The following is a 19,942-nucleotide window of genomic DNA, read 5'->3' as shown; positions in this document are numbered from 1 at the left end:
TTCGGCAGGCAACAATCGACCGAAGCCGCTCCCCCCCCCTACCACCTTGCCGCCCGCAGCTTGAAGCGCTGGGTTTCCGGGCGGGCGTAGAGGTATTCGAAGTCGATGGGGCGGCCGCGGACCTCGTGGGTCAGGCGTTCGATGCGGATCAGCCGCTCGCCGGGCGGCACGCCCAGGCGGGCGCGCACCGCCTCGTCGGGGGCCACCACGTCCATGGTGATGTCGGCGAAGCCGATCTCGATGGCCAGGCGGGTCTCGATCAGGGTGAAGATGTCGACGTTGGCCAGGTCGAGGCCCAGCAGCGCCTCGCCGATGTCGGTCGGGAAATAGCTGACGTCCATGGACATGGCGACGTCGGCGGCGATGCGCAGGCGCTCGATCTTCACCACCGGGGCGCCGCGCTCCAGGGCCAGCGCCGCGGCGGCGTCGGGCGGGGCCGCCACCACCCCGGCCGACAGCACCTCCGAGCGCGCCGCCACCCCCAGCGGCGCCATGATCTCGCCGAAGCCCTGGAGCCGGCCCAGGTCCTGCACCGCCTTCAGGCTGCGCACGAAATACCCCTTGCCGCGGCGCGGCTCCACCAGCTCCGCCTCGCGCAGGCGGTCCAGGGCCATGCGCACGGTGACCCGGCTGGCCTGGAAGCTGGCGGCCAGCTCGTTCTCCGAGGGCAGGCAGCTGCCCGGCGGGAACCGGCCGGCGCAGATGTCGGCCATCAGGGCCGCCTTGATCTGCTCGTACTTGGGCGTGCGGGCGGGATCGGCGTCGCCCCCCGCCGCCCGGGCGCGGGACTTGCGGGGGGCGGAGACGGCGGCGGACAGCGACACCCTCATGGCGGATCTCCCTCGATGGCGGTCTCCGGTCCGGGTCGCCCCCCGGCGGGTCGTCAGGGTCCGGGTCGGTCCTGGGTGGCCGGCGCCAGCTTACACGCCGATGCGCCCCAGCGCCCAGCGCACGTTCTTGCGCACGTCGGGGTCGGGGTCGTCGACCAGCCCCACCAGATAGGGCCGCGCCGCGGCGTCGGCGATCTCGCCCAGCGCCGCGGCCGCCTCCTTGCGCAGGTTGCTGACGTCGTGGTCGAGGGCGGCGGCGATGGCGTGCACCGCCTCGGCCGCCTTCAGCTTGCCCAGGCTGCGCACCGCCTTGACCCGGACCTGCCAGGACGGGTCGCCCAGCAGCCCGGTCAGCCCGGCGATGCCCTGCCGGAACCCCGACTTGCCGATCACCTCGGCCGCCACCTCGCGCACCGACCAGTCGGCGTCGCCCAGCGCCGCCAGCAACGCGTCGGCGGCGTGGGGCGAGGCGGAAAAGGCCAGCGCCCCCACCGCGGTGCGCCGCACCTCGGCGTCGGCGTCGCGGCAGGCGGCGATCAGCGCCGGCAGGGATTCCTCCAGCTTCAGCCAGCCGACCACGCCGACCGCCTGGACGCGCACCGCCGGGTCGGCGTCGGCCAGGGCGCGGATGCCCGGCCCCAGGGCGTCGGGCCGGCGCAGCTCGCGCAGGCCGCGCAGGGCGCCGATGCGCACCGCCGCGCTGGCGTGGCCGACCAGCGGCAGCAGCGGGGTGCCGGCCGCCGGGTCCTTCAGCTCGGCCAGGCTGTCGGCGGCGGCCTGGACCACCCGGGGGTCGGCGTCCTGCAGGCCGCCGGCCAGCGCCGCGGCGGCCGCCGGCCCGTCGAACTCGGCCAGGGCGATGGCCGCCTGCAGGCGCACCTCGGCGCTGGCGTCGCAGAGCGCGCCGCCGATGGCGGCGACCGCGCCGGGGTCGGCGGTGTCGGCCAGCGCCATCACCGCGACCCGGCGCACGCCCGGATCGGCGTCGCCGAGCTGGGCCGCCAGGGCGTCGAGGTCGCCGTCGTCCTCGAACGGCTCGAAGGGGTGCACGCTCATGGCGTCGCCTCCGTCACTTCAAGAGGAAGGGGATGTTGACCTTGACCGCGCCGGTCGGGCAGTCGGCCTCGCAGGGCATGCAGTACCAGCACTCGTCGTACTTCATGTACGCCTTGCCGGTGAGCTCGCTGATGCGCAGCACGTCGAGCGGGCAGACGTCGACGCACACGGTGCAGCCCTTGTCGGCGATGCACAGGTCGTTGTCGACCACGACGGGCACGGTCGTCGGCGTGTTGGCGAGGGGCATCGGGGTGTACTCCCGTGAAAAGCGGAGGGCGGTGGGACCGGGGGGGCGGCTCAGGCCGAGACCTTGACGCGCTGGCGGGCGTAGGCGTCCTTCTCGTCCTCCTCGATGGGGACGATGTAGGGCTTCACCGCCTGCTTCTCGCAGGTCATGGCGCCGTCCTTCTTGGACAGCAGGACGTGGCACTTCCAGTCGCGGTCGTTCTTCTCGGGGTGGTCGACCCGCCAGTGGTAGAGGCCCCAGCGGCTTTCGGTGCGGTAGAGCGAGGCGCAGGCCGCCATGTCCGCGCAGTCGAGGATGCTCGCCACCTCCGCCGCGCGCATCAGCTCGTGGGCGTCGCGCACCATCATGCCGCGCTCCATGTCGTCGCGCACCTCGGCCAGGCGGGCCTGGGCGATCTTGTACTTCATGGTGATCTTGGGCGGCTGGAGGTAGTCGTTGACCAGGCGGCGGATCTTGTACTCCAGCTGGTTGGGCGGGATGCCGTCCTGGCGCCGGGTCGGCGCCAGGATGCGCTCGCGCTCGGCCGCCACGTCGGCGGCGTCGAAGCCCTCGAAGTCGACCTCCGCGGCGAAGTCGATGGCGTCCTCGCCGGCGATGGCGCCGTTGGTGAAGGCGCCGAGCATGTAGTTGTGCGGCACGCTGGCCATGTCGCCGGCGGCGTAGAGGCCGGGCACCGTGGTGCGCGCGCAGTCGTCCACGTAGACGCCCGACGCGGAGTGGCCGGAGCAGAAGCCGATCTCGGAGATGTGCATCTCGATCATCGACTGGGCGTACTTGGTGCCGCGCCCCTCGTGGAAGCGGCCGCGGCTCGGCCGCTCCACCGTGTGCAGGATGTGCTCGATGTGGGTGGCGGTGTCCTCGTGCAGGTGGTTCAGCTTGAGGAACACCGGGCCATTGCCCGACTGCAGCTCGTTGTAGAACTCCTGCATCATCTGGCCCGACCAGTAGTCGCACTCGATGAAGCGCTCGCTCTTGTTGTTGGCGGTGTAGCCGCCGAACGGGCCGGCCACGTAGGCGCAGGCGGGGCCGTTGTAGTCCTTGATCAGCGGGTTGATCTGGAAACACTCGAGGTTCGCCAGCTTGGCCCCGGCGTGGTAGGCCATGGCGTAGCCCTCGCCGGAGTTGGCGGGGTTCTCGTAGGTCCCGAACAGGTAGCCCGAGGTCGGCAGGCCGAGCCGGCCGGCCGCGCCCATGCACATGATCACCGCCTTGGCGCGCACCACCATCAGCTCACCCGTGCGGGTGTTGACGGCCATGGTGCCGGCCACCCGGCCCGACGGGCCGACCAGCAGGCGGGTCGCCATGTAGCGGTTGGAGATGAGGATGCGCACGCGCCGCAGCTGGCGGTACAGCGCCTTCTTCACCGTGTCGCCGTTGGGCATGGGCAGCACGTAGGTGCCGATGTGGTGCACCTTCTTGACGTCGTACTCGCCGTTCTCGTCCTTCTGGAAGCGGATGCCGAACTGGTCCAGCTCCTGGATGATCGAGTAGCAGTTCTGGGCGTACTTGTAGACGGCGTCCTGGTCGACGATGCCGTCGTTGGCGATGGTGATCTCCTTGGTGTACTGCTCCGGCGTGGAGTGGCCGGGGATCACCGCGTTGTTGAGGCCGTCCATGCCCATGGAGATGGCGCCGGAGCGCTTGACGTTGGCCTTTTCCAGCAGGACGACACGGGCGTTGGGGTTCTTCACCTTGGCCCGGTACGCGGCCATGGGCCCCGCGGTGCCGCCGCCGATGACCAGGATGTCGCAGTCCACCTGCGACTGGCCGGAACGGATCTCGTCCATGGTCCCTCTCCGAAATATCCGAGTGTTGGTGTCAGGCTAGGGCCGCGGCCGCCGCCGGTCGGTCAAGGAATTGCCTTCCCGCCGCGCCGGCCGGCGCGGTCACGCCGCCACGGCGGTTGCGGCCAGCCGGCGCAGGAAGGCCCAGGGGTAGATGCCGCGGCGGTGCCCGTCGGAGAAGGCGACGGTCAGCGCGTAGTGGCCGACCGGCGCCACCGTGGCGATGGTCAGCCCGGCCGGCGGCGGCGGCGCGCCCCCGGCCAGCCGCGCCCGCGTCGCCCCGGCCGACGGGCAGTGGGCGCGCAGGGTGGCGGCGTCGAGGCGGCTGCGGCCGCCGTCGGCCCAGGCGATCAGCAGGGCCTCGCGGCCGGGGCTGAGCGCGATCTCCAGCGGGGTGTCCATGGCGGGGGTCCTCCCTCCTGGCGGTTCGAGAGGTCCAGGGGGCCACGGCCGGCGGGTGCGGCGATAGCAACTAGTTGACGGACCGCCCGGGCCGGGCCGCGCACACTCCGGCCACCGCTGAGACCCAGAAGAGGGGAGACCGGCCATGGCCTTCGCCGTCACCGACCAGTGCATCCGCTGCAAGTACACCGACTGCGTCGAGGTGTGCCCCGTCGACTGCTTCTACGAGGGCGCCAACATGCTCGTCATCAACCCCGAGGAGTGCATCGACTGCGGCGTCTGCGAGCCGGAATGCCCGGCCGACGCCATCGTCGCCGACACCGCCGCCGGGGCGGATGCCTGGGTGGCGCTGAACCGCAAATACGCCGCCCTGTGGCCCAACATCGCCAGCAAGCTGGACCCGCTGCCCGACGCCGAGGCGTGGAACGGCCAGCCCGGCAAGCTGGCCCACCTGGACGAGCGCGCCGCCGAGGCGGCCTGAGCGCGCCGATCCCGCGCCGACACCACACCAAGGACGAGCCCGAGCCCATGAACGCGATCACCAAGCCCGCCCCCGCCGCCGCCGCCTCTGGCGCCGTCCCCAACGGCGTGTTCGTCGAGACGGTGACCCATGTGCGCCACTACACCGACCGCCTCTTCGCCTTCCGCACCACGCGCCCCGCCAGCTTCCGCTTCCGCTCCGGCGAGTTCGTGATGATCGGGCTGATGGCCGGCGACGCCCCGGTGTTCCGCGCCTATTCCATCGCCAGCCCGTCCTGGGCGGAGGAGCTGGAGTTCTTCTCGATCAAGGTGCCGGACGGGCCGCTGACCTCGCGCCTCCAGGCGATCCGGCCGGGCGACCCGCTGTTCGTGCGCAAGAAGCCGACCGGCACCCTGGTGTGCGACGCCCTGCTGCCGGGCCGGCGCCTCTACCTGCTGTCCACCGGCACCGGCCTCGCCCCCTTCGCCAGCGTGATCCGCGACCCCGAGACCTACGAGAAGTTCGCGGAGGTGGTGCTGGTCCACGGCTGCCGCGCGGTGGCGGAGCTGCAATACGGCGTGGAGCTGGTGGCCGCGACCCTGGAGGACGAGCTGGTCGGCGAGCTGGCCCGCGGCCGGCTGCGCCACGTCACCAGCGCCACGCGCGAGCCCCACCCCTGCGGCGAGCGGGTCACCACCCTGATCGCCGGCGGCCGCCTGTTCGCCGAGCTGGGCGTGCCGCCGCTCGACCCGGCGGTGGACCGGGCGATGATCTGCGGCTCCATCGCCATGCTGGCCGACACCAAGGCGCTGCTGCTGGCGGCCGGGCTGCGCGAGGGCGCCAACAACGCGCCGGGCGAGTTCGTCATCGAACGCGCCTTCGCCGAATGACCGCCCGGTGGCTCGGCACGCTGGGGCGGGGACTCGCCCCGGGATTGGCCCCGGGACTGGCGCTGTGCGTCGCCCTGTCGGGCGCGGCGGTGGCGGTCCAGGCGGTGGAGCGCCGCCTGTTCGGCACGCCCCACCTCGACCCCATGGTGCTGGCCATCCTGCTGGGCATGGCGGTGGCCGCCCTGCGCCCGCCCGGCCCGGCCACCCGGCCGGGCATCGCGTTCTGCGCCAAGCCGCTGCTGGAGCTGACGGTGGCGCTGCTCGGCGTGTCCGTCACCTTCACCCAGATCGCCGCCGCCGGGCCGGCCCTGCTGCTGGCCATCCTGGCGGTGGTGGCGCTGGCCATCGCCACCGGCTACGCCCTGTGCCGGCTGTGCGGGCTGGAGCGGCGCATGGCCGTGCTGATCGCCTGCGGCAACGCGGTGTGCGGCAACTCCGCCATCGCCGCGGTGGCGCCGGCGATCCGCGCCGCACCCGAGGACGTCGCCTCGGCCATCACCTTCAGCGCGGTGATGGGGGTGGTGGTGGTCCTGCTGCTGCCGGTGCTGATGGCCCTGACCGGGCTGAGCGAGACCCAGTACGGGGTGCTGGCCGGGCTGACCATCTACGCCGTGCCCCAGGTGCTGGCGGCGACCGCCCCGGTCGGCATGCTGAGCGCCCAGGTCGGCACCGTGGTCAAGCTGGTCCGCGTGCTGACCCTGGGCCCGGTGGTGCTGGCGATGTCGCTGCTGATGCGCCGGGCCGGCGGGCCGGCGGCGCCGCGCGGCACCCTGCTGCGCCAGGCGGTGCCCTGGTTCGTCCCTGCCTTCCTGGCCCTGGCGGCGGCGCGCAGCGCCGGCCTCGTCCCCGACGCGGTGGCCGCCGACAGCCTGGCGGTGACCCGCATCCTCAGCGTGGTCGCCATGGCCGGGCTCGGCCTGTGCGTCGACGTGCGCCACCTGTGGGGGCTGTCGGGCCGGCTGACGCTGGCGGTGACCGCCTCGCTGGCCGCCCTCGTCGTGCTGGGGTTCGCCGCCATCGCCGTGCTGGGCGTGGCCTGAGGCGCCGGGCCGGGCGCCAACCTTGTGCCGGCGGCCGGCCGTTCCCATGTCTCAGCACGAGGCGACACGGGCGGCCGCGCATGGGCGGGCCGCCGACGCCGCCTCCCCGCGCCTCCTGGAGGGCGGGACCGACGCATACGGAGTGCCTGCCGATGGACTTCGGTTTGTTTACCGAACGCGCGCGCGGCGTGATCCAGGCCGCGCAGCTGGCCGCCCTGGCCGGACGCCACCAGAACCTCAACCCCGAACACCTGCTGAAGGCGCTGATCGACGACGCCCAGGGCGTCACCGCGCGCCTGGTGCGCGACGCCGGCGGCGACCCCGAGCTGCTGAAGCGCGCCACCGAGGACGCGCTGGCCCAGGTCCCCACCGCCACCGGCGAGGGGCCGCACCCCATCTACATGTCGCCGGCCCTGGCCGGCGTGCTGCAGGGCGCCATCGAGACGGCGCGCGGCGCCGGCGAGCGCGCCGTCACCGCCGAACGCCTGCTGGAATCCCTGGCCGGCCACGACCAGGGCGTGCGCGGCCTGTTCCACCGTGCCGGCGTCGACCCCGCGGTGCTGGCCGAAGGGGCGCGGGACTTGGGCCAGGGCCGCGGCGCGGACACCGCGGGCGACGCCGCCGCCGGCGGCGAGGCGCTGGCCAAATACGCCCGCGACCTCACGGCGATGGCGCGGGAAGGCAAGCTGGACCCGGTGATCGGGCGCGACGACGAGATCCGCCGCACCATCCAGGTGCTGGCCCGGCGCACCAAGAACAACCCGGTGCTGATCGGCGAGCCCGGTGTCGGCAAGACCGCGGTGGTCGAGGGGCTGGCCCAGCGCCTCGCCGCCGGCGACGTACCGGAGGGGCTGAAGGACCGCCGGGTGCTGGCGCTCGACCTCACCGCCCTGGTGGCCGGGGCCAAGTTCCGCGGCGAGTTCGAGGAGCGGCTGAAGGCGGTGCTGGGCGAGGTCCAGGCGGCGGAGGGGCGCATCGTCCTCTTCATCGACGAGCTGCACCAGTTGATCGGCGCCGGGCGCACCGACGGCGCCATGGACGCCGCCAACATGCTGAAGCCGGCGCTGGCCCGCGGCGAGCTGCGCTGCGTCGGCGCCACCACGCCCGACGAGTACCGCCGCTACATCGAGAAGGACGCCGCCCTGGCGCGGCGCTTCCAGCCGGTCGGCGTGGACGAGCCCAACGCCGAGGACGCGGTGTCGATCCTGCGCGGCATCAAGGGCAAGTACGAGGTGCACCACGGTGTGCGCATCGCCGACGCCGCGGTGGTCGCCGCGGTCAACCTGTCGGCGCGCTACATCGCCGACCGCCGGCTGCCCGACAAGGCCATCGACCTGGTCGACGAGGCGGCGTCGCGCCTGCGCCTGGCCATCGACAGCAAGCCCGAGGCGCTGGACGCCGTGGGCCGCCGGGTCGCCCAGCTCAAGATCGAGCGCGAGGCGCTGAAGGCGGAATCCGACGCGGCGTCCCGGGAGCGGCTGGACAAGCTGGCCGGCGAGCTGGAGGAGGCCGAGGACAAGCTGGCCGGCATGGAGGAGGAGTGGCGGGCCTGCCAGTCGCGGCGCACTGAGGGCCGGCGCCTCAAGGAGGAGCTGGACCAGGCGCGCACCGCGCTGGAGCGGGCCCAGCGCGGCGGCGACTGGGCGCGGGCCGGCGAGCTCGCCTACGGCGTCGTCCCCGACCTGGAGACGCGCCTGGCGGCGGCCGAGGAGCGGGCCAGCACCGAACGCGAGGAGGTGACCGCCAAGGACATCGCCGCGGTGGTCACCCGCTGGACCGGCATCCCCGTCGACCGCATGCTGGAGGGTGAACGCGAGCGCCTGAAGGGCATGGAGGACAAGCTGGGCGAGCGCGTGGTCGGCCAGACCGAGGCGGTGCGCGCCGTGGCCAAGGCGGTGCGCCGCGCGCGGGCCGGGCTGAAGGACCCGGGGCGGCCGACCGGGTCGTTCCTGTTCCTCGGCCCGACCGGCGTCGGCAAGACCGAGCTGGCCAAGACCCTGGCCGCCTTCCTGTTCGACGACGAGACCGCGGTCACCCGGCTGGACATGTCGGAGTACATGGAGAAGCACGCGGTCAGCCGCATGATCGGCTCGCCGCCGGGCTATGTCGGCTACGACGACGGCGGCTCCCTGGCCGAGAAGATCCGGCGCCGGCCCTACCAGGTGGTCCTGCTGGACGAGGTGGAGAAGGCCCACCCCGACGTGCTGAACGTGCTCCTCCAGGCGCTCGACGACGGCCGGCTGACCGATGGCCAGGGGCGCACCGCGGACTTCCGCCACGCCATCCTGATCATGACCTCCAACCTCGGGGCCGAGGCCCTGTCGGCGCTGCGCGACGACGAGGGGATGGAGGGCGCGCGGGTCGAGGTGATGGACGCGGTGCGCCGCGCCTTCCGGCCGGAGTTCCTGAACCGGCTGGACGACGTGCTGATCTTCCGCCGCCTGGGCCGCGACCAGATGGCGCGCATCGTCGACATCCAGCTGGCCCGGGTCAACGAGCGCCTGGCCGAGCACGGCCTGGCCCTGGTCGCCGACCCCGCCGCCCGCGCCCGCCTGGCCGAGCTGGGCTGGGACCCCGCCTTCGGGGCGCGGCCGCTGAAGCGGGCGGTGCAGCACCTGGTGGAGGACCCGCTGGCCGAGCGCCTGCTGGACGGCGCGGTCGCCGCCCGGGTGGTGCTGGAGCTGTCGGTGGTCGACGGCCGCCTGGCGCTGGACGGCGTGCCGGTGGAGGAGGACAACGCCACCGGCTTCAAGGCGCCGGAGCGTCCGCCCATCGGCTTCGCCCTGCCGGCCCGCTCCTCGGCCGCCGTGCACTGAGGCACCGGCGTGCCCGGCCCCGCCCTCCGCAAGGGGGCGGGGCCGGCCCGTCAATGGCGCAGGATCTTGCCCACGAAGTCCTTGGTGCGGGGCATCTCCGGCCGATCGAAGATCCGCTGCGGCGGGCCGCTTTCCACCACGTGGCCCTCGGCCATGAACACCACCTTGGACGAGACCTCGCGCACGAAGGCCATCTCGTGCGACACGATCAGCATGGTCATGCCGTCGCTGGCCAGCAGGCGGATGGTGTCCAGCACCTCGTTCACCAGCTCGGGATCGAGGGCCGAGGTCACCTCGTCCAGCAGCAGGATCTCCGGCTTCAGCGCCAGGGCGCGGGCGATGGCGACGCGCTGCTGCTGGCCGCCGGAGAGCTGGTCGGGATAGGCGGCGAGCTTGTCGCCCAGCCCGACCTTGTGGAGGAGCCATGTCGCCTCCTCCTCGACCTCGGCGCGGGGGCGGCCCTTCACCTTGACCGGGGCGATGGTGACGTTGCGCAGCACGTCCATGTTCTGGAACAGGTTGTACTGCTGGAAGACGACCGCGAGGCGCGAGCGCACCTCGCGCACGTCGCGGCGGTTGGTGTAGTCGACCACCCGCCCGTCGACCCGCACCTGGCCGGCGATCGGCGGCAAGAGGCCGAGGATGACGCGCAGCAGCGTGCTCTTGCCCGACCCCGAGGGGCCGATCAGGCTGACGATCTCCCCCTTGTCGACGTCGAGGTTGATGCGCTCCAAGACGGTGTGGCTGCCGTAGTCGGCGCGCAGGTCAGCGATTTCGAGATGGCGCAAGCTTCTTCTCCATCCACACCCCGGCGCGCGCCAGCGGCCAGGACACCAGGAAATACAGGACGAGGATCGACCCGAACACCAGCGCGGCCGAGAACCCCTTGTTGTTCAGCACCTTGCCGGCGTAGGTCAGCTCCAGCACGCCGACCTGGGAGGCCAGCGCCGTGTCCTTGATGAACAGGACGAAGTAGCTGAAGGCGGGCGGCAGGATGATCCGCCAGGCCTGGGGCACGACCACCCAGCGCAGGGTCTGGCCATAGCTGAAGTTGAGCACCGCGGCGGCGTCCCACTGGGTGCGGTGGACGGCGTCCAGGCCACCGCGGACGATCTCGGCGATGTAGGCGGTGGCGATCAGGCAGACGCTGACCAGGGCCACCTGGAAGGTGCTGAGGCCGAGCCGCAGCGCCTCGAACAGGAAGAAGATCAGGAGCAGCGTCACCAGGAACGGCACGCGCCGGAAGATCTCCACATAGCCGACGGCCAGCCATCGCAGCGGCGCCAGGCCGCGCCCGCCGGTGCGCCGCACCACCGCCAGCACGAAGCCACCGGCGATGCCGACGGCGCACCCCACCGCCGACAGCAGGACCGTCGCTCCCAGCGCTTGCGCCAGGAACAGCAGGTTGTAGTAGCCGAAGAACCGCGGCGCCTCCTCGATGATGCGCTCCAGCATCACAGGATCCTCATCTTGGCGCGGAACAGGGTGCGCCCCACCAGCGCCAGCAGGAGGGTGGCGACGAAGGTGATCGCGACGTAGAGGCCGGCGGTGATGGAGAAGACCTCGATCGACCGGAAGGTCTCGGCGTTGAGGTTGAGGGCGCGGCCCGTCAGCTCCTCGACGCCGAAGATGGCCGCCATGGAGGTGCCCAGCGTCATCAGGATGTACTGATTGGACAGCGGCGGGAACAGCACCTTCATGATGTGCGGCAGGATCACGTAGCGGACCGATTGCATCAGCGAGAAGCCCAGCGTCTCCGCCGCCTCCAGCTCGGTGCGGTGGATCGAGGCGAAGCCGGCCCGCTGGATCTGGGCGAGGTAGGCGCCGGCGTTGATGGTCATGCCCAGCAGCACCGCCTCGTAGGGCTCCAGCAGCAGCCCGGCGTCGGGCAGGGCGAAGAAGATGAAGTAGATCTGGACGAGCTGCGGCGTGTTCATGAAGAAGCCGACATAGGCGCCGACCAGGCGCCGCAGCCAGGTCGGGCCGAAGGTCAGGGCCGTCGCCCCGAGAAGGCCGATCACCATGCCGCCGCAGAACGCCAGGACGGCGATCTGCAGGCTGATCCACGCCCCGCCCAGGAGGAAGGGCAGGTGCGGGGTGACCTGGCCGAATTGCAGCGTGATGTCCATCGCCGGTCCTGACGGGGGCAGGGAACAGGGCCGGCGCCGCGGCCCCGGGGGCCGGGCGGCGCCGGGGTCGGGGGATCAGAAGTAGGGCGTGGCCTTGACGTCGAAGATCATGTCGATGCCGAACCACTTCTTCCAGGTCTCGCCGATGAAGCCGCGCCGGTGCAGGTCGAACAGCGCCACGTTCAGCCAGTTGCGCAGGGAGTCGTTGCCCTTGGAGACGCCGATCGCGCAGTAGTAGACGTCGACCGGGGTCTCGACGACCTTCCAGTCGACCTGGTGCGTGTTCATGTGCTCGCCCATGAAGTCGATCACGTCGACCATCGCGTCGGCCCGTCCCTGGGCCAGCGCGCGCACCGCGTCGGGGTAGTTGTCGAGCTGCAGCACCTCGGCCTTGGGCAGGTTCTCGCCAATGAACTTCAGCGGCGTGCTGCCGCGCACCTGCACCAGCTTGACGCCCTCGACGTTCAGCTCCTTCCAGTCGGTGTAGGGCTTGGCCTTGGTGGTCAGCACGCCGAACACCTCGGTGTGGACCGGCACCGTGAAGTCGATGACCTTGGCGCGCTCCGGGTTCCGGGTCATGGCGCCCAGCACCATGTCGATCTTGCCGCTCTGCACGAAGGGAATGCGGTCGGGCGAGCCGACCTGGACGATCTCCGCCTCCACCCCCAGCATCGCCGCCAGGCGCTTGGCGACGTCCACGTCGAAGCCGTCGATCTCGTTCTTGTCGTTGTAGATGCCGAGCGGCGGCAGGGTCGGGTTGACGCCGACGATCAGTTTCTTCGACGCGATGATCTCGTCGAGCGTGCGCGCGTCGGCGTGGGCGCCGGCGAGGCTGGCCACGGCGACGGCCACCGCGGCCAGGACGCGGCGAAGACTGGGTTTCAGCACGTTGCACCTCCGCTGTTGGGATGGTTCCCGCAGGGGGCGGACCCTCGGGACCCGTATCGTATACAATGCGTATACGATTCTTGTACACATGGGAACACCGGTTTGCTAGCTTGTCAATGCGATGAATGCAGACGCGAGGCATCATGGGTGTTCGCACGGGTCCGGACGGGGCGCGCGGCGCCCCCGTCACCATCACGGTGGACGGGGAGCGGCTCAGCGCCTTCGCCGGGGAAAGCGTGGCCGCGGCGCTCCATGCGGCAGGCACGCGGCGCCTGCGGCACAGCCCGCGGGCCGGCACGCCACGGGGCATGTTCTGCCTGATGGGGGCGTGCCAGGAATGTGTGGTGGTGGTCGACGGACGGCGCGTCCCGGCCTGCCAGACGGCGGTGCGCGACGGGCTGTCGGTCACCACCGGGGCCGGAGGCACGCCATGAGCGCGGCGGTCGACCTGATCGTGCTGGGCGCCGGCCCGGCCGGCGCCGGGGCGGCGCTGGCCGCGGCCTCTCACGGCCTGTCGGTGATCGTCGCCGACGAGAACGAGGCGGCCGGCGGCCAGGTCTACCGCGCCCCGCCCGCCGCCTTCGCCGGCGGCGACGACCCGGCGGCCTCGCCCGACGCGGCGGCCGGCGCGGCGCTGCGGCGCCGACTCGCGGCCGGCGGCATCACCACCCGGTTCTCCCATCGGGTCTGGCAGGTCAGCCCCGGCTTCCGCGTCGACGCGGTGGCGGACGGCGGGCCGGTGCACTGGACCGCCCCGGCCCTGGTGGTGGCCACCGGCACCACCGAACGGGTGGTGCCGTTCCCCGGCTGGACCCTGCCCGGCGTCATCGGCCTGGCGGCGGCGACCGTCCTGCTGAAGGCGCAGCGCATGCTGCCCGGCCGGCGCACCCTGGTGGCCGGCTGCGGCCCGCTGCTGACGGCGGTGGCGGCCGGCATCCTGAAAGGGGGCGGCACGGTGGCCGCGGTGGCCGACCTGTCCGGCCCCGGCGACTGGCTGGCCACCGCCCCGGCGCTGGCCGGGCGGCCGCGCCTGGCGCTGCGCGGCCTGGGCTGGACGGCGCGCATCCACGGCGCGCGAACGCCCGTCCATCTCCGCACCGGGATCCGCGCGGTGCGCGCCGAGGGCGACCTCCTGGTCGCCACCCTGGGCGCGGTGGACGCCGCGCGCCGCCCGATCGACGGCGCCCCGGAGCGCACGGTCACCGTCGACAGCGTCGTCGTCGGCCACGGGCTGGTGCCGGCCACCGAGGTGACCCGGCTGCTGCGCGCCCGCCACCGCTTCGACGCCGCGCTGGGCGGCTGGATCGCCGAGACCGACGACGATTTCCGCAGCTCGCTGCCCGGCCTCTACGTGGCCGGCGACGGGGCCGGGATCTCCGGCGCCGAGGCCGCCCATCTCCAGGGCCAGCTGGCGGGCCACGCCGCCGCCCGCGACCTCGGCCGCATCGACGCCGAGGCCCACCGCCGGGCGACGGAGCCGCTGCGCCGCCGCCTGCGCCGGGCGGCACGCCTGGGCCGTGCCATGGGCGGGCTGATGGCGCTGCGCCCGGGCCAGACCGACGGGGTGTCCGCCGACACCGTGGTGTGCCGGTGCGAGGACGTGACCCGCGCGGAGATCGACGCGGCGGTCGCCGCGGGCGCCACCGACATGAACCAGGTCAAGGCCTGGACCCGCTGCGGCATGGGGCCCTGCCAGGGCCGCATGTGCGGCGACACCGCCGCGACCATCGTCGCCGGTGCCCTCGACGCCGATCCGGTCGGCGGGCGCGAGCGGGCGGGGTTCTGGACCGGCCGGGCGCCGCTGCGCCCCATCCCCATGGACCTGCTGACCGGCGACTACGACTACGCCGACATTCCCATTCCGAAGGCGGCCCCCCTATGAGCGCGCCGATGGTCGACGTCGCCGTGGTCGGCGGCGGGGTGATGGGGGCGACCACCGCGCTCATGCTGGCGCGCGGCGGCATGAGCACGGTGCTGGTCGACCGCGGGCCGCTGTGCCGGGAGGCGTCGGGCGTCAACGCCGGCACGCTGACCCTGCACATGACCCGGGCGGCGCTGATCCCCTACGCGATCCGTGGCCACGAGCTGTGGCTGAACGCCGAGCGCTGGCTGGGCCATGGCGTCCTGGCGACCCACACCGAGGGCCTGTCCCTGGCCTTCACCCCGGACGAGGAGGAGCTGCTGCGCGCCCGCGCCGCGGTGCGCCGCGAGCAGGGCGCGCCCATCGAGATCGTGCCGCCGGAGCGGGCGCGCGCGGTGGAGCCGGGGCTGAGCGACCGGGTGCGGCTGGCGGCGTACTGCCCGATCGACGGCTTCGCCAGCTCCTACCTCACCGGCCGCGCCTTCCGCGCCGCCCTGGTCGAGGCGGGGGCCGCGGTGCTCGAGAACACCCCGGTCACCGGGGTCGACGCCGGCGATGGCGGCTTCACCCTGCGCACGGCGGGCGGCGCGGTGGTGCGGGCGCGCCGGCTGGTGCTGGCCGGCGGGGTGTGGCTGGAGGAGATGCTGGGCTGGCTGGGCCTCGCCATCCCCATCAAGTGCCTGATCAACCAGTTGATCGTGACGGAGCGCCTGCGCCCGGTGATGCGCACCGTGCTGAGCGTCGCCAACGGCCTGTTGTCGCTGAAGCAGTTCGCCAACGGCACGGTGCTGATCGGCGGCGGCTGGCAGGGCATCGGCGACCCGGTGCGGGGCGGCGTGCAGACCATCCCCGACAACCTCATCGGCAACGCACGGCTGGCCCGCTGGGTGATCCCGGCGCTGGCCGAGACACGGGTCGCCCGCATCTGGCTGGGGCTGGAGGCGGAAACCGCCGACGCCCTGCCGGTCATCGGCGCGGTGCCGGGCGTGGCCGACGCCTTCGTCATCGGCAGCGTCCATTCCGGCTACACCAGCGGACCCTACATGGGCCATCTGCTGGCCGACCTGATCCTCGGGCGCGAGCCCGAGCGGCCGCTGTTCGACCCGGCCCGGCTGCTGCCGGCCGCGCCCCAAGTCCCCCCGGGACCGCCTTTGGGAGACCACCCATGATCCCCGACCGCCCCGCGCCCTTCGACGGCGTCTACGTCGCCACGGTCTGCCCGATGGGTCCCGACCATGCCATCGACGAGGCGGCCCTGGCCGCCCACCTCACCGACGCCATGGCCACGCCGGGCGTCGCTGGCGTGCTGATCAACGGCCACGCCGGCGAGAACTTCGCGTTGAGCCGGGCCGAGAAGCGCCGGGTCGTTGAGATCGCCGCCCACACCGTCGGCGACCGCGCCGTGGTGGTGTGCGGCATCAACGCCGAGGACAGCCGGGAGGCGCAGCGGCACGGCGCCGACGCCCGCGACGCCGGCGCCGACGCGCTGATGGTGTTCCCGCCCTTCTCCTGGGCGCTGTCCCAGGACGCCGACATGGCGGTGACCCACCACCGCATGATCGGCGAGGCGGCCGGGCTGCCGCTGATGCTGTACCAGGCGGGGGTGCGCGCCGGCACCCTGGCCTACGCCCCCGACGTTCTGGAGCGCCTGGCCCGCCTGCCCGGCGTCGTCGCCGTCAAGGAGGGGAGCTGGGAGACCGCCGCCTACGAGGCGACGCGGCGCACCGTCAAGGCGGCCGCCCCCCACGTCTCGGTGATGGCGTCGGGGGACGAGCACCTGCTGACCTGCTTCGTGCTGGGCAGCGAGGGCAGCCTGGTCAGCCTGGCCGTGCTGGTGCCCGACGCCATCGTCGGCCTGGACGCCGCGGTGCGCCGCGGCGACCTGGCCGCGGCGCGCCGCCACCACGAGGTGATCTACCCCCTGGCCAAGGCCATCTACGGCACCCCGCCCGGCGGCCACGCCACCGCCCGGCTCAAGGCCTGCCTGGCCCTGCTGGGGCGCATCCCCCACGCCACCGTGCGCCCCCCGATCGGCCCCCTGCCGGAGGACGAGATGGCGATGCTGCGCGGTGCCCTGGTGGCGGGCGGGCTGCTGTGACGGACGACCCGGGCCGCGACGGCAACCGCGCGGCGCTGGCCTACGACACCCTGTCGGCGCTGATCCTGCAGCGCCGGCTGCCCGGCGGAGCGGTGGTGGTCGAGGGGCGGCTGGCCGAGGAGCTGCAGATCTCGCGCACGCCGATGCGCGAGGCGCTGGGCCGCCTCGCCGGGGAGGGGCTTCTGCAACGCAACGGCAGCCGCTCCTACGCGGTGCGCCGGGTCGACGCGCCGGAGTTCTTCCAGAGCATGAAGGCGCGCGAGCTGCTGGAGGGCGAGGCGATCGGGCTGGCGCTGGGCCGGGTGCCGCCGGCGGTGATCGCCGCCCTGCGCGCCGACATCGAGGCCATGATGGTGGCGCGCGAGCAGGAGAGCCGCCACTGGGCGCTCGACGACCGGCTGCACCTGCTGTTCGCCGAGCACAGCGGCAACGCCGTGCTGGCCCGGCTGATCCGCCAGGTGCGCATCAGCACCCGGCTGTTCGAGATCTCCAGCCCGTTCGGCCGGGTCGCCGCGGACGGGGCGGAGCACCTGGCCATCCTCGACGCCTTCGCCGCCGGCAACGGCCGCGACGCCAAGCGCGCGTTGCTGGCGCACCTGCGCAACCTGCAGGAGGAGGCGCTGGCGGTGCTGAGCGGGCGGATGCCAGACCGGCGCTGAGCGGGCGCGCCCGGCGCTGGCCAGCGGCGCCCGGATCCTCTTTTCTAGGCAGGCCCCGGCCATGGCCCGGCCGGCGCCGCAACGACCAAGGAGCACGACATGGCCGACTTCGATCTGGTGATCCGCAACGGCACGGTGGTCACCGCCGCGGAAACGAGCCGATGCGACGTGGGCATCAAGGACGGGCGGATCGTCGCGCTGGCCGAGCGCATCGCCGCCGACGCGCCGGCGATCGACGCGTCGGGCCGGCTGGTGCTGCCGGGCGGCATCGACAGCCACGTCCACATCGACCAGTACAGCGGCGATGAGACGTTCATGGCCGACGACTTCGTCAGCGGCACCACCTCGGCGGCGTGCGGCGGCAACACCACCGTGATCCCCTTCGCGCTCCAGGCCAAGGGCGGGTCGCTGCGCGCCGCGGTCCAGGACTACCACACCAAGGCCGACGGCAAGTGCCTGATCGACTACGGCTTCCACCTGATCATCGCGGATCCCACGGAATCCGTGCTGGGGCAGGAGCTGCCGGCGCTGGTCCAGGACGGCTACACGTCGTTCAAGGTGTTCATGACCTATGACGACCTGAAGCTGAACGACCGCGAGCTGCTGGAGACCTTCGACGTGGCGCGGCGCGAGGGTGCGCTGGTGATGGTCCACGCCGAAGGCTACGACGCCATCAAGTTCCTGACCGAGCGGCTGGAGCGGGCCGGCCGCACCGACCCCTATTATCACGCGGAATCCCGGCCGATCCCGGTGGAGCGCGAGGCGACCCACCGCGCGATCAGCTTCGCCGAGATCGTCGACGTGCCGATCATGATCGTCCACGTCTCCTCCGCCGACGCCATCGAGCAGATCCGCTGGGCCCAGAGCCGCGGCCTCAAGGTCTACGGCGAGACCTGCACCCAGTACCTGACCCTGACCGCCGACGACCTCAAGGGCCTCAACATGGAGGGCGCCAAGTACGTGTGCAGCCCGCCGCCCCGCGACAAGGCGAGCCAGGACGCCTGCTGGCTGGGCCTGCAGACCGGGGTGTTCTCGGTGTTCTCGTCCGACCACTGCCCGTTCCGCTACGACACCCCCCAGGGCAAGAAGCGTCACGGCGACCGCACCGCCTTCAAGTGGGTGCCCAACGGCATCCCCGGCGTCGAGGTCCGCCTGCCCATCCTGTTCTCCGAAGGGGTCGGCAAGGGCCGGATCACGCTGCAGGAGTTCGTGGCGCTGACCGCCACCAACCACGCCCGCATGTACGGCCTGGCCCCGCAGAAGGGCAGCATCTGCGTCGGCGCCGACGCCGACATCGCCATCTGGGACCCGGAGCGCCGGGTCACCATCACCCAGGACATCATGCACCACGGCGCCGACTACACCCCCTACGAGGGCTTCGAGGTGACCGGCTGGCCGGAGACGGTGATGGTGCGCGGCACGGTGGTGGTCGACAAGGGCACGGTGGTCGGCACCCCCGGCCATGGCCGCTTCCAGAAGCGCGGCCTGTCCCCCTGCGCCGCCCCGCGCGGCGTCCGCCCCACCGAATACGGCGCCTGAACCGCGGCACCCCCGGCGCCTGTCCGCCGCCCCCACCCGGGCGGAGGGCGGGTGCCGGGGGCGTGGCTTGGGCGCCAGCCATTATGGTGGTGTACACCACCATTAATTCGGTTACAGTTCGTCCATGAGGCGGAAAGCCATTCCCCTGCATGATTTTCGGGACATCAATCCCGCCGATGGAAGTCGAATCAAGATCGTGGTGTGGCTGGTTCCCACGCCCGTTGAACCATGCACCCATCCATACAAATATTCTTTGTTCTACGGCTATCCGGGGGAACGGTTGGTCGGTTATGACAATGAGCAGGGCAAGGGCGACCACAAGCACGTTCTTGGTCAGGAGTTGCCGTACACGTTCGTCAACCCGGAAAGGCTTTTGCAGGATTTCCTGGATGATGTCGAGATGGTCAAGGGAATGAGGCGATGAGCGAAGTGAAGATCACCGTGGGCGCCGATCTGCGGGAGACGGCGGCACGCATCGCCGATCGCATGGAACGGGCCGCTGCCGGCGAGCACGTCGACCCGGTGAAGGAGATCAACTTCCCCACCTGGGAAGACCTGGTCCGGACCATGACGCCGAAGCGGATGGAGTTGCTGCGCGCGCTGCACCGCCAGCCCGCGGCATCGGTCCATGCCCTCGCGCGCCAACTGGGCAGGGACTACAAGAACGTCCATGCGGACGTGAGCGCGCTGGAGGACGCCGGACTGATCGACCGCGACGAGGACGGATTGCGCGTGGAGGCCGACGCGCTGAACGCGCGGATCGCGCTGTAGCAGGACGCGAAAACAGGGCCATTCGGTTGCCCAGTGGCGGGTGTGCTTCCGCTGGGCGGTCATCGGGGATGTGCCCGCCGGCGCTGACGTGTTGGTTCTTCCGGGCGAAGCCTACGACGTCGAAATCACCGACTGCCATTGAGGGCCGTCATGACCTACCCGGCTGTCGACACCCTGCCGCCGATCCACCCGGGCGAGATCCTGCGCGACGAACTGGAGGCGCTGGACATGAGCGCCCGGCGTTTCGCGGATCACATCGGCGTTCCACCGAACGCGGTGACCGAGATCCTGAATGGCAAGCGACGGATCACCGCCCCCATGGCGCTCCGCTTCGGCAAGGCCTTCGGGACGGACCCCGGGTACTGGACCAACCTGCAGAGTCTCTTCGAGACGAAGAAGGCCCGCGCCGAGCTGGGGCAGGCCCTGGACGCCATCCAACCCCTGCCGAACATCGATAGAGCGGCCTGACGCG

The 19,942-nt window shown here is 72.4% G+C and carries 22 protein-coding genes; 13 read left to right on the top strand and 9 right to left on the bottom strand.

The genetic code is table 11. The features are described 5' to 3' along the window. Positions 1-38: 38 nt before the first annotated feature. From AC6H2I_RS13690 to AC6H2I_RS13670, 5 genes are all read right to left on the bottom strand, one after another. A complete protein-coding gene (locus tag AC6H2I_RS13690) occupies positions 39-830 on the bottom strand; it encodes a GntR family transcriptional regulator (protein ID WP_497501206.1) in 792 nt (263 codons plus the stop codon). A gap of 90 nt (positions 831-920) precedes the next feature. Beyond that, entirely contained in the window at positions 921-1,886 is a 966-nt protein-coding gene (locus AC6H2I_RS13685; protein ID WP_497501205.1) for a HEAT repeat domain-containing protein, read from the bottom strand. A gap of 13 nt (positions 1,887-1,899) precedes the next feature. Further along, on the bottom strand, positions 1,900-2,133 hold the full coding sequence (locus tag AC6H2I_RS13680; protein ID WP_497501204.1) for a 4Fe-4S dicluster domain-containing protein: 234 nt from the start codon (positions 2,131-2,133) through the stop codon (positions 1,900-1,902). Positions 2,134-2,183: 50 nt separating this feature from the next. After that, positions 2,184-3,920 carry a fumarate reductase/succinate dehydrogenase flavoprotein subunit gene (locus AC6H2I_RS13675; RefSeq protein WP_497501203.1) on the bottom strand — a complete coding sequence of 579 codons (1,737 nt, stop codon included), beginning with the start codon at positions 3,918-3,920 and terminating at the stop codon, positions 2,184-2,186. A 99-nt stretch (positions 3,921-4,019) separates the two neighbouring features. Then, on the bottom strand, positions 4,020-4,319 hold the full coding sequence (locus AC6H2I_RS13670) for a DUF971 domain-containing protein (RefSeq protein ID WP_497501202.1): 300 nt from the start codon (positions 4,317-4,319) through the stop codon (positions 4,020-4,022). Between the two features lie 145 nt (positions 4,320-4,464). Here AC6H2I_RS13670 and fdxA point away from each other — a divergent pair, with 145 nt between their 5' ends. The 4 genes from fdxA to AC6H2I_RS13650 all read left to right on the top strand — a co-directional run bounded on the left by fdxA (position 4,465) and on the right by AC6H2I_RS13650 (position 9,525). Beyond that, positions 4,465-4,800: a ferredoxin FdxA gene (gene fdxA / locus AC6H2I_RS13665; RefSeq protein WP_497501201.1), complete on the top strand. Its 336-nt coding sequence runs from the start codon at positions 4,465-4,467 to the stop codon at positions 4,798-4,800. A 47-nt stretch (positions 4,801-4,847) separates the two neighbouring features. After that, the gene (locus AC6H2I_RS13660; RefSeq protein ID WP_497501200.1) at positions 4,848-5,669 is read left to right on the top strand and encodes a ferredoxin--NADP reductase; all 822 of its coding nucleotides are present in this window, start codon (positions 4,848-4,850) and stop codon (positions 5,667-5,669) included. After that, positions 5,666-6,709: a YeiH family protein gene (locus AC6H2I_RS13655; protein WP_497501199.1), complete on the top strand. Its 1,044-nt coding sequence runs from the start codon at positions 5,666-5,668 to the stop codon at positions 6,707-6,709. Before AC6H2I_RS13660 ends, AC6H2I_RS13655 begins: the two co-directional genes overlap by 4 nt. A gap of 152 nt (positions 6,710-6,861) precedes the next feature. Next, on the top strand, positions 6,862-9,525 hold the full coding sequence (locus AC6H2I_RS13650; protein WP_497501198.1) for an ATP-dependent Clp protease ATP-binding subunit: 2,664 nt from the start codon (positions 6,862-6,864) through the stop codon (positions 9,523-9,525). 50 nt (positions 9,526-9,575) lie between these two features. Here the strand turns inward: AC6H2I_RS13650 and AC6H2I_RS13645 are convergent, their stop codons facing one another. From AC6H2I_RS13645 to AC6H2I_RS13630, 4 genes are all read right to left on the bottom strand, one after another. Further along, positions 9,576-10,313 (bottom strand): amino acid ABC transporter ATP-binding protein, encoded by a 738-nt coding sequence (locus tag AC6H2I_RS13645; protein WP_497501197.1) that lies wholly within the window; start codon positions 10,311-10,313, stop codon positions 9,576-9,578. Beyond that, the gene (locus tag AC6H2I_RS13640) at positions 10,291-10,980 is read right to left on the bottom strand and encodes an amino acid ABC transporter permease (RefSeq protein WP_497501196.1); all 690 of its coding nucleotides are present in this window, start codon (positions 10,978-10,980) and stop codon (positions 10,291-10,293) included. Before AC6H2I_RS13640 ends, AC6H2I_RS13645 begins: the two co-directional genes overlap by 23 nt. Beyond that, entirely contained in the window at positions 10,980-11,654 is a 675-nt protein-coding gene (locus AC6H2I_RS13635) for an amino acid ABC transporter permease (protein WP_497501195.1), read from the bottom strand. Before AC6H2I_RS13635 ends, AC6H2I_RS13640 begins: the two co-directional genes overlap by 1 nt. 75 nt (positions 11,655-11,729) lie before the next feature. Next, positions 11,730-12,542, bottom strand: coding sequence for a transporter substrate-binding domain-containing protein (locus AC6H2I_RS13630; protein ID WP_497501194.1), 813 nt, complete (start codon positions 12,540-12,542; stop codon positions 11,730-11,732). Positions 12,543-12,685: 143 nt separating this feature from the next. On the opposite strand from AC6H2I_RS13630, the gene AC6H2I_RS13625 reads away from it, so the two are divergent. From AC6H2I_RS13625 to AC6H2I_RS13585, 9 genes are all read left to right on the top strand, one after another. After that, a complete protein-coding gene (locus tag AC6H2I_RS13625) occupies positions 12,686-12,976 on the top strand; it encodes a (2Fe-2S)-binding protein (RefSeq protein ID WP_497501193.1) in 291 nt (96 codons plus the stop codon). Further along, positions 12,973-14,424: an FAD/NAD(P)-dependent oxidoreductase gene (locus AC6H2I_RS13620; protein WP_497501192.1), complete on the top strand. Its 1,452-nt coding sequence runs from the start codon at positions 12,973-12,975 to the stop codon at positions 14,422-14,424. Before AC6H2I_RS13625 ends, AC6H2I_RS13620 begins: the two co-directional genes overlap by 4 nt. Then, positions 14,421-15,572 carry an NAD(P)/FAD-dependent oxidoreductase gene (locus AC6H2I_RS13615; RefSeq protein ID WP_497501191.1) on the top strand — a complete coding sequence of 384 codons (1,152 nt, stop codon included), beginning with the start codon at positions 14,421-14,423 and terminating at the stop codon, positions 15,570-15,572. Before AC6H2I_RS13620 ends, AC6H2I_RS13615 begins: the two co-directional genes overlap by 4 nt. Beyond that, positions 15,569-16,501, top strand: coding sequence for a dihydrodipicolinate synthase family protein (locus AC6H2I_RS13610; protein WP_497501190.1), 933 nt, complete (start codon positions 15,569-15,571; stop codon positions 16,499-16,501). The genes AC6H2I_RS13615 and AC6H2I_RS13610 overlap by 4 nt, the downstream gene beginning before the upstream one ends. Then, a complete protein-coding gene (locus AC6H2I_RS13605; RefSeq protein ID WP_497501189.1) occupies positions 16,498-17,160 on the top strand; it encodes a GntR family transcriptional regulator in 663 nt (220 codons plus the stop codon). The genes AC6H2I_RS13610 and AC6H2I_RS13605 overlap by 4 nt, the downstream gene beginning before the upstream one ends. Before the next feature lie 99 nt (positions 17,161-17,259). Then, on the top strand, positions 17,260-18,699 hold the full coding sequence (hydA, locus tag AC6H2I_RS13600; protein WP_497501188.1) for a dihydropyrimidinase: 1,440 nt from the start codon (positions 17,260-17,262) through the stop codon (positions 18,697-18,699). A gap of 124 nt (positions 18,700-18,823) precedes the next feature. After that, complete coding sequence (locus tag AC6H2I_RS13595) at positions 18,824-19,123, top strand: toxin-antitoxin system TumE family protein (protein WP_497501187.1); 300 nt, start codon at positions 18,824-18,826, stop codon at positions 19,121-19,123. Continuing rightward, positions 19,120-19,470, top strand: coding sequence for an HVO_A0114 family putative DNA-binding protein (locus AC6H2I_RS13590; RefSeq protein WP_497501186.1), 351 nt, complete (start codon positions 19,120-19,122; stop codon positions 19,468-19,470). Before AC6H2I_RS13595 ends, AC6H2I_RS13590 begins: the two co-directional genes overlap by 4 nt. A gap of 150 nt (positions 19,471-19,620) precedes the next feature. Beyond that, positions 19,621-19,938 (top strand): HigA family addiction module antitoxin, encoded by a 318-nt coding sequence (locus AC6H2I_RS13585; protein ID WP_497501185.1) that lies wholly within the window; start codon positions 19,621-19,623, stop codon positions 19,936-19,938. The last annotated feature ends 4 nt before the right edge of the window (positions 19,939-19,942 follow it).

This window comes from Azospirillum sp. NS33, assembly GCF_059703765.1.
Note: the sequence above shows the minus strand (reverse complement) of the source record. Positions and strands in the feature narration are given on the sequence as shown.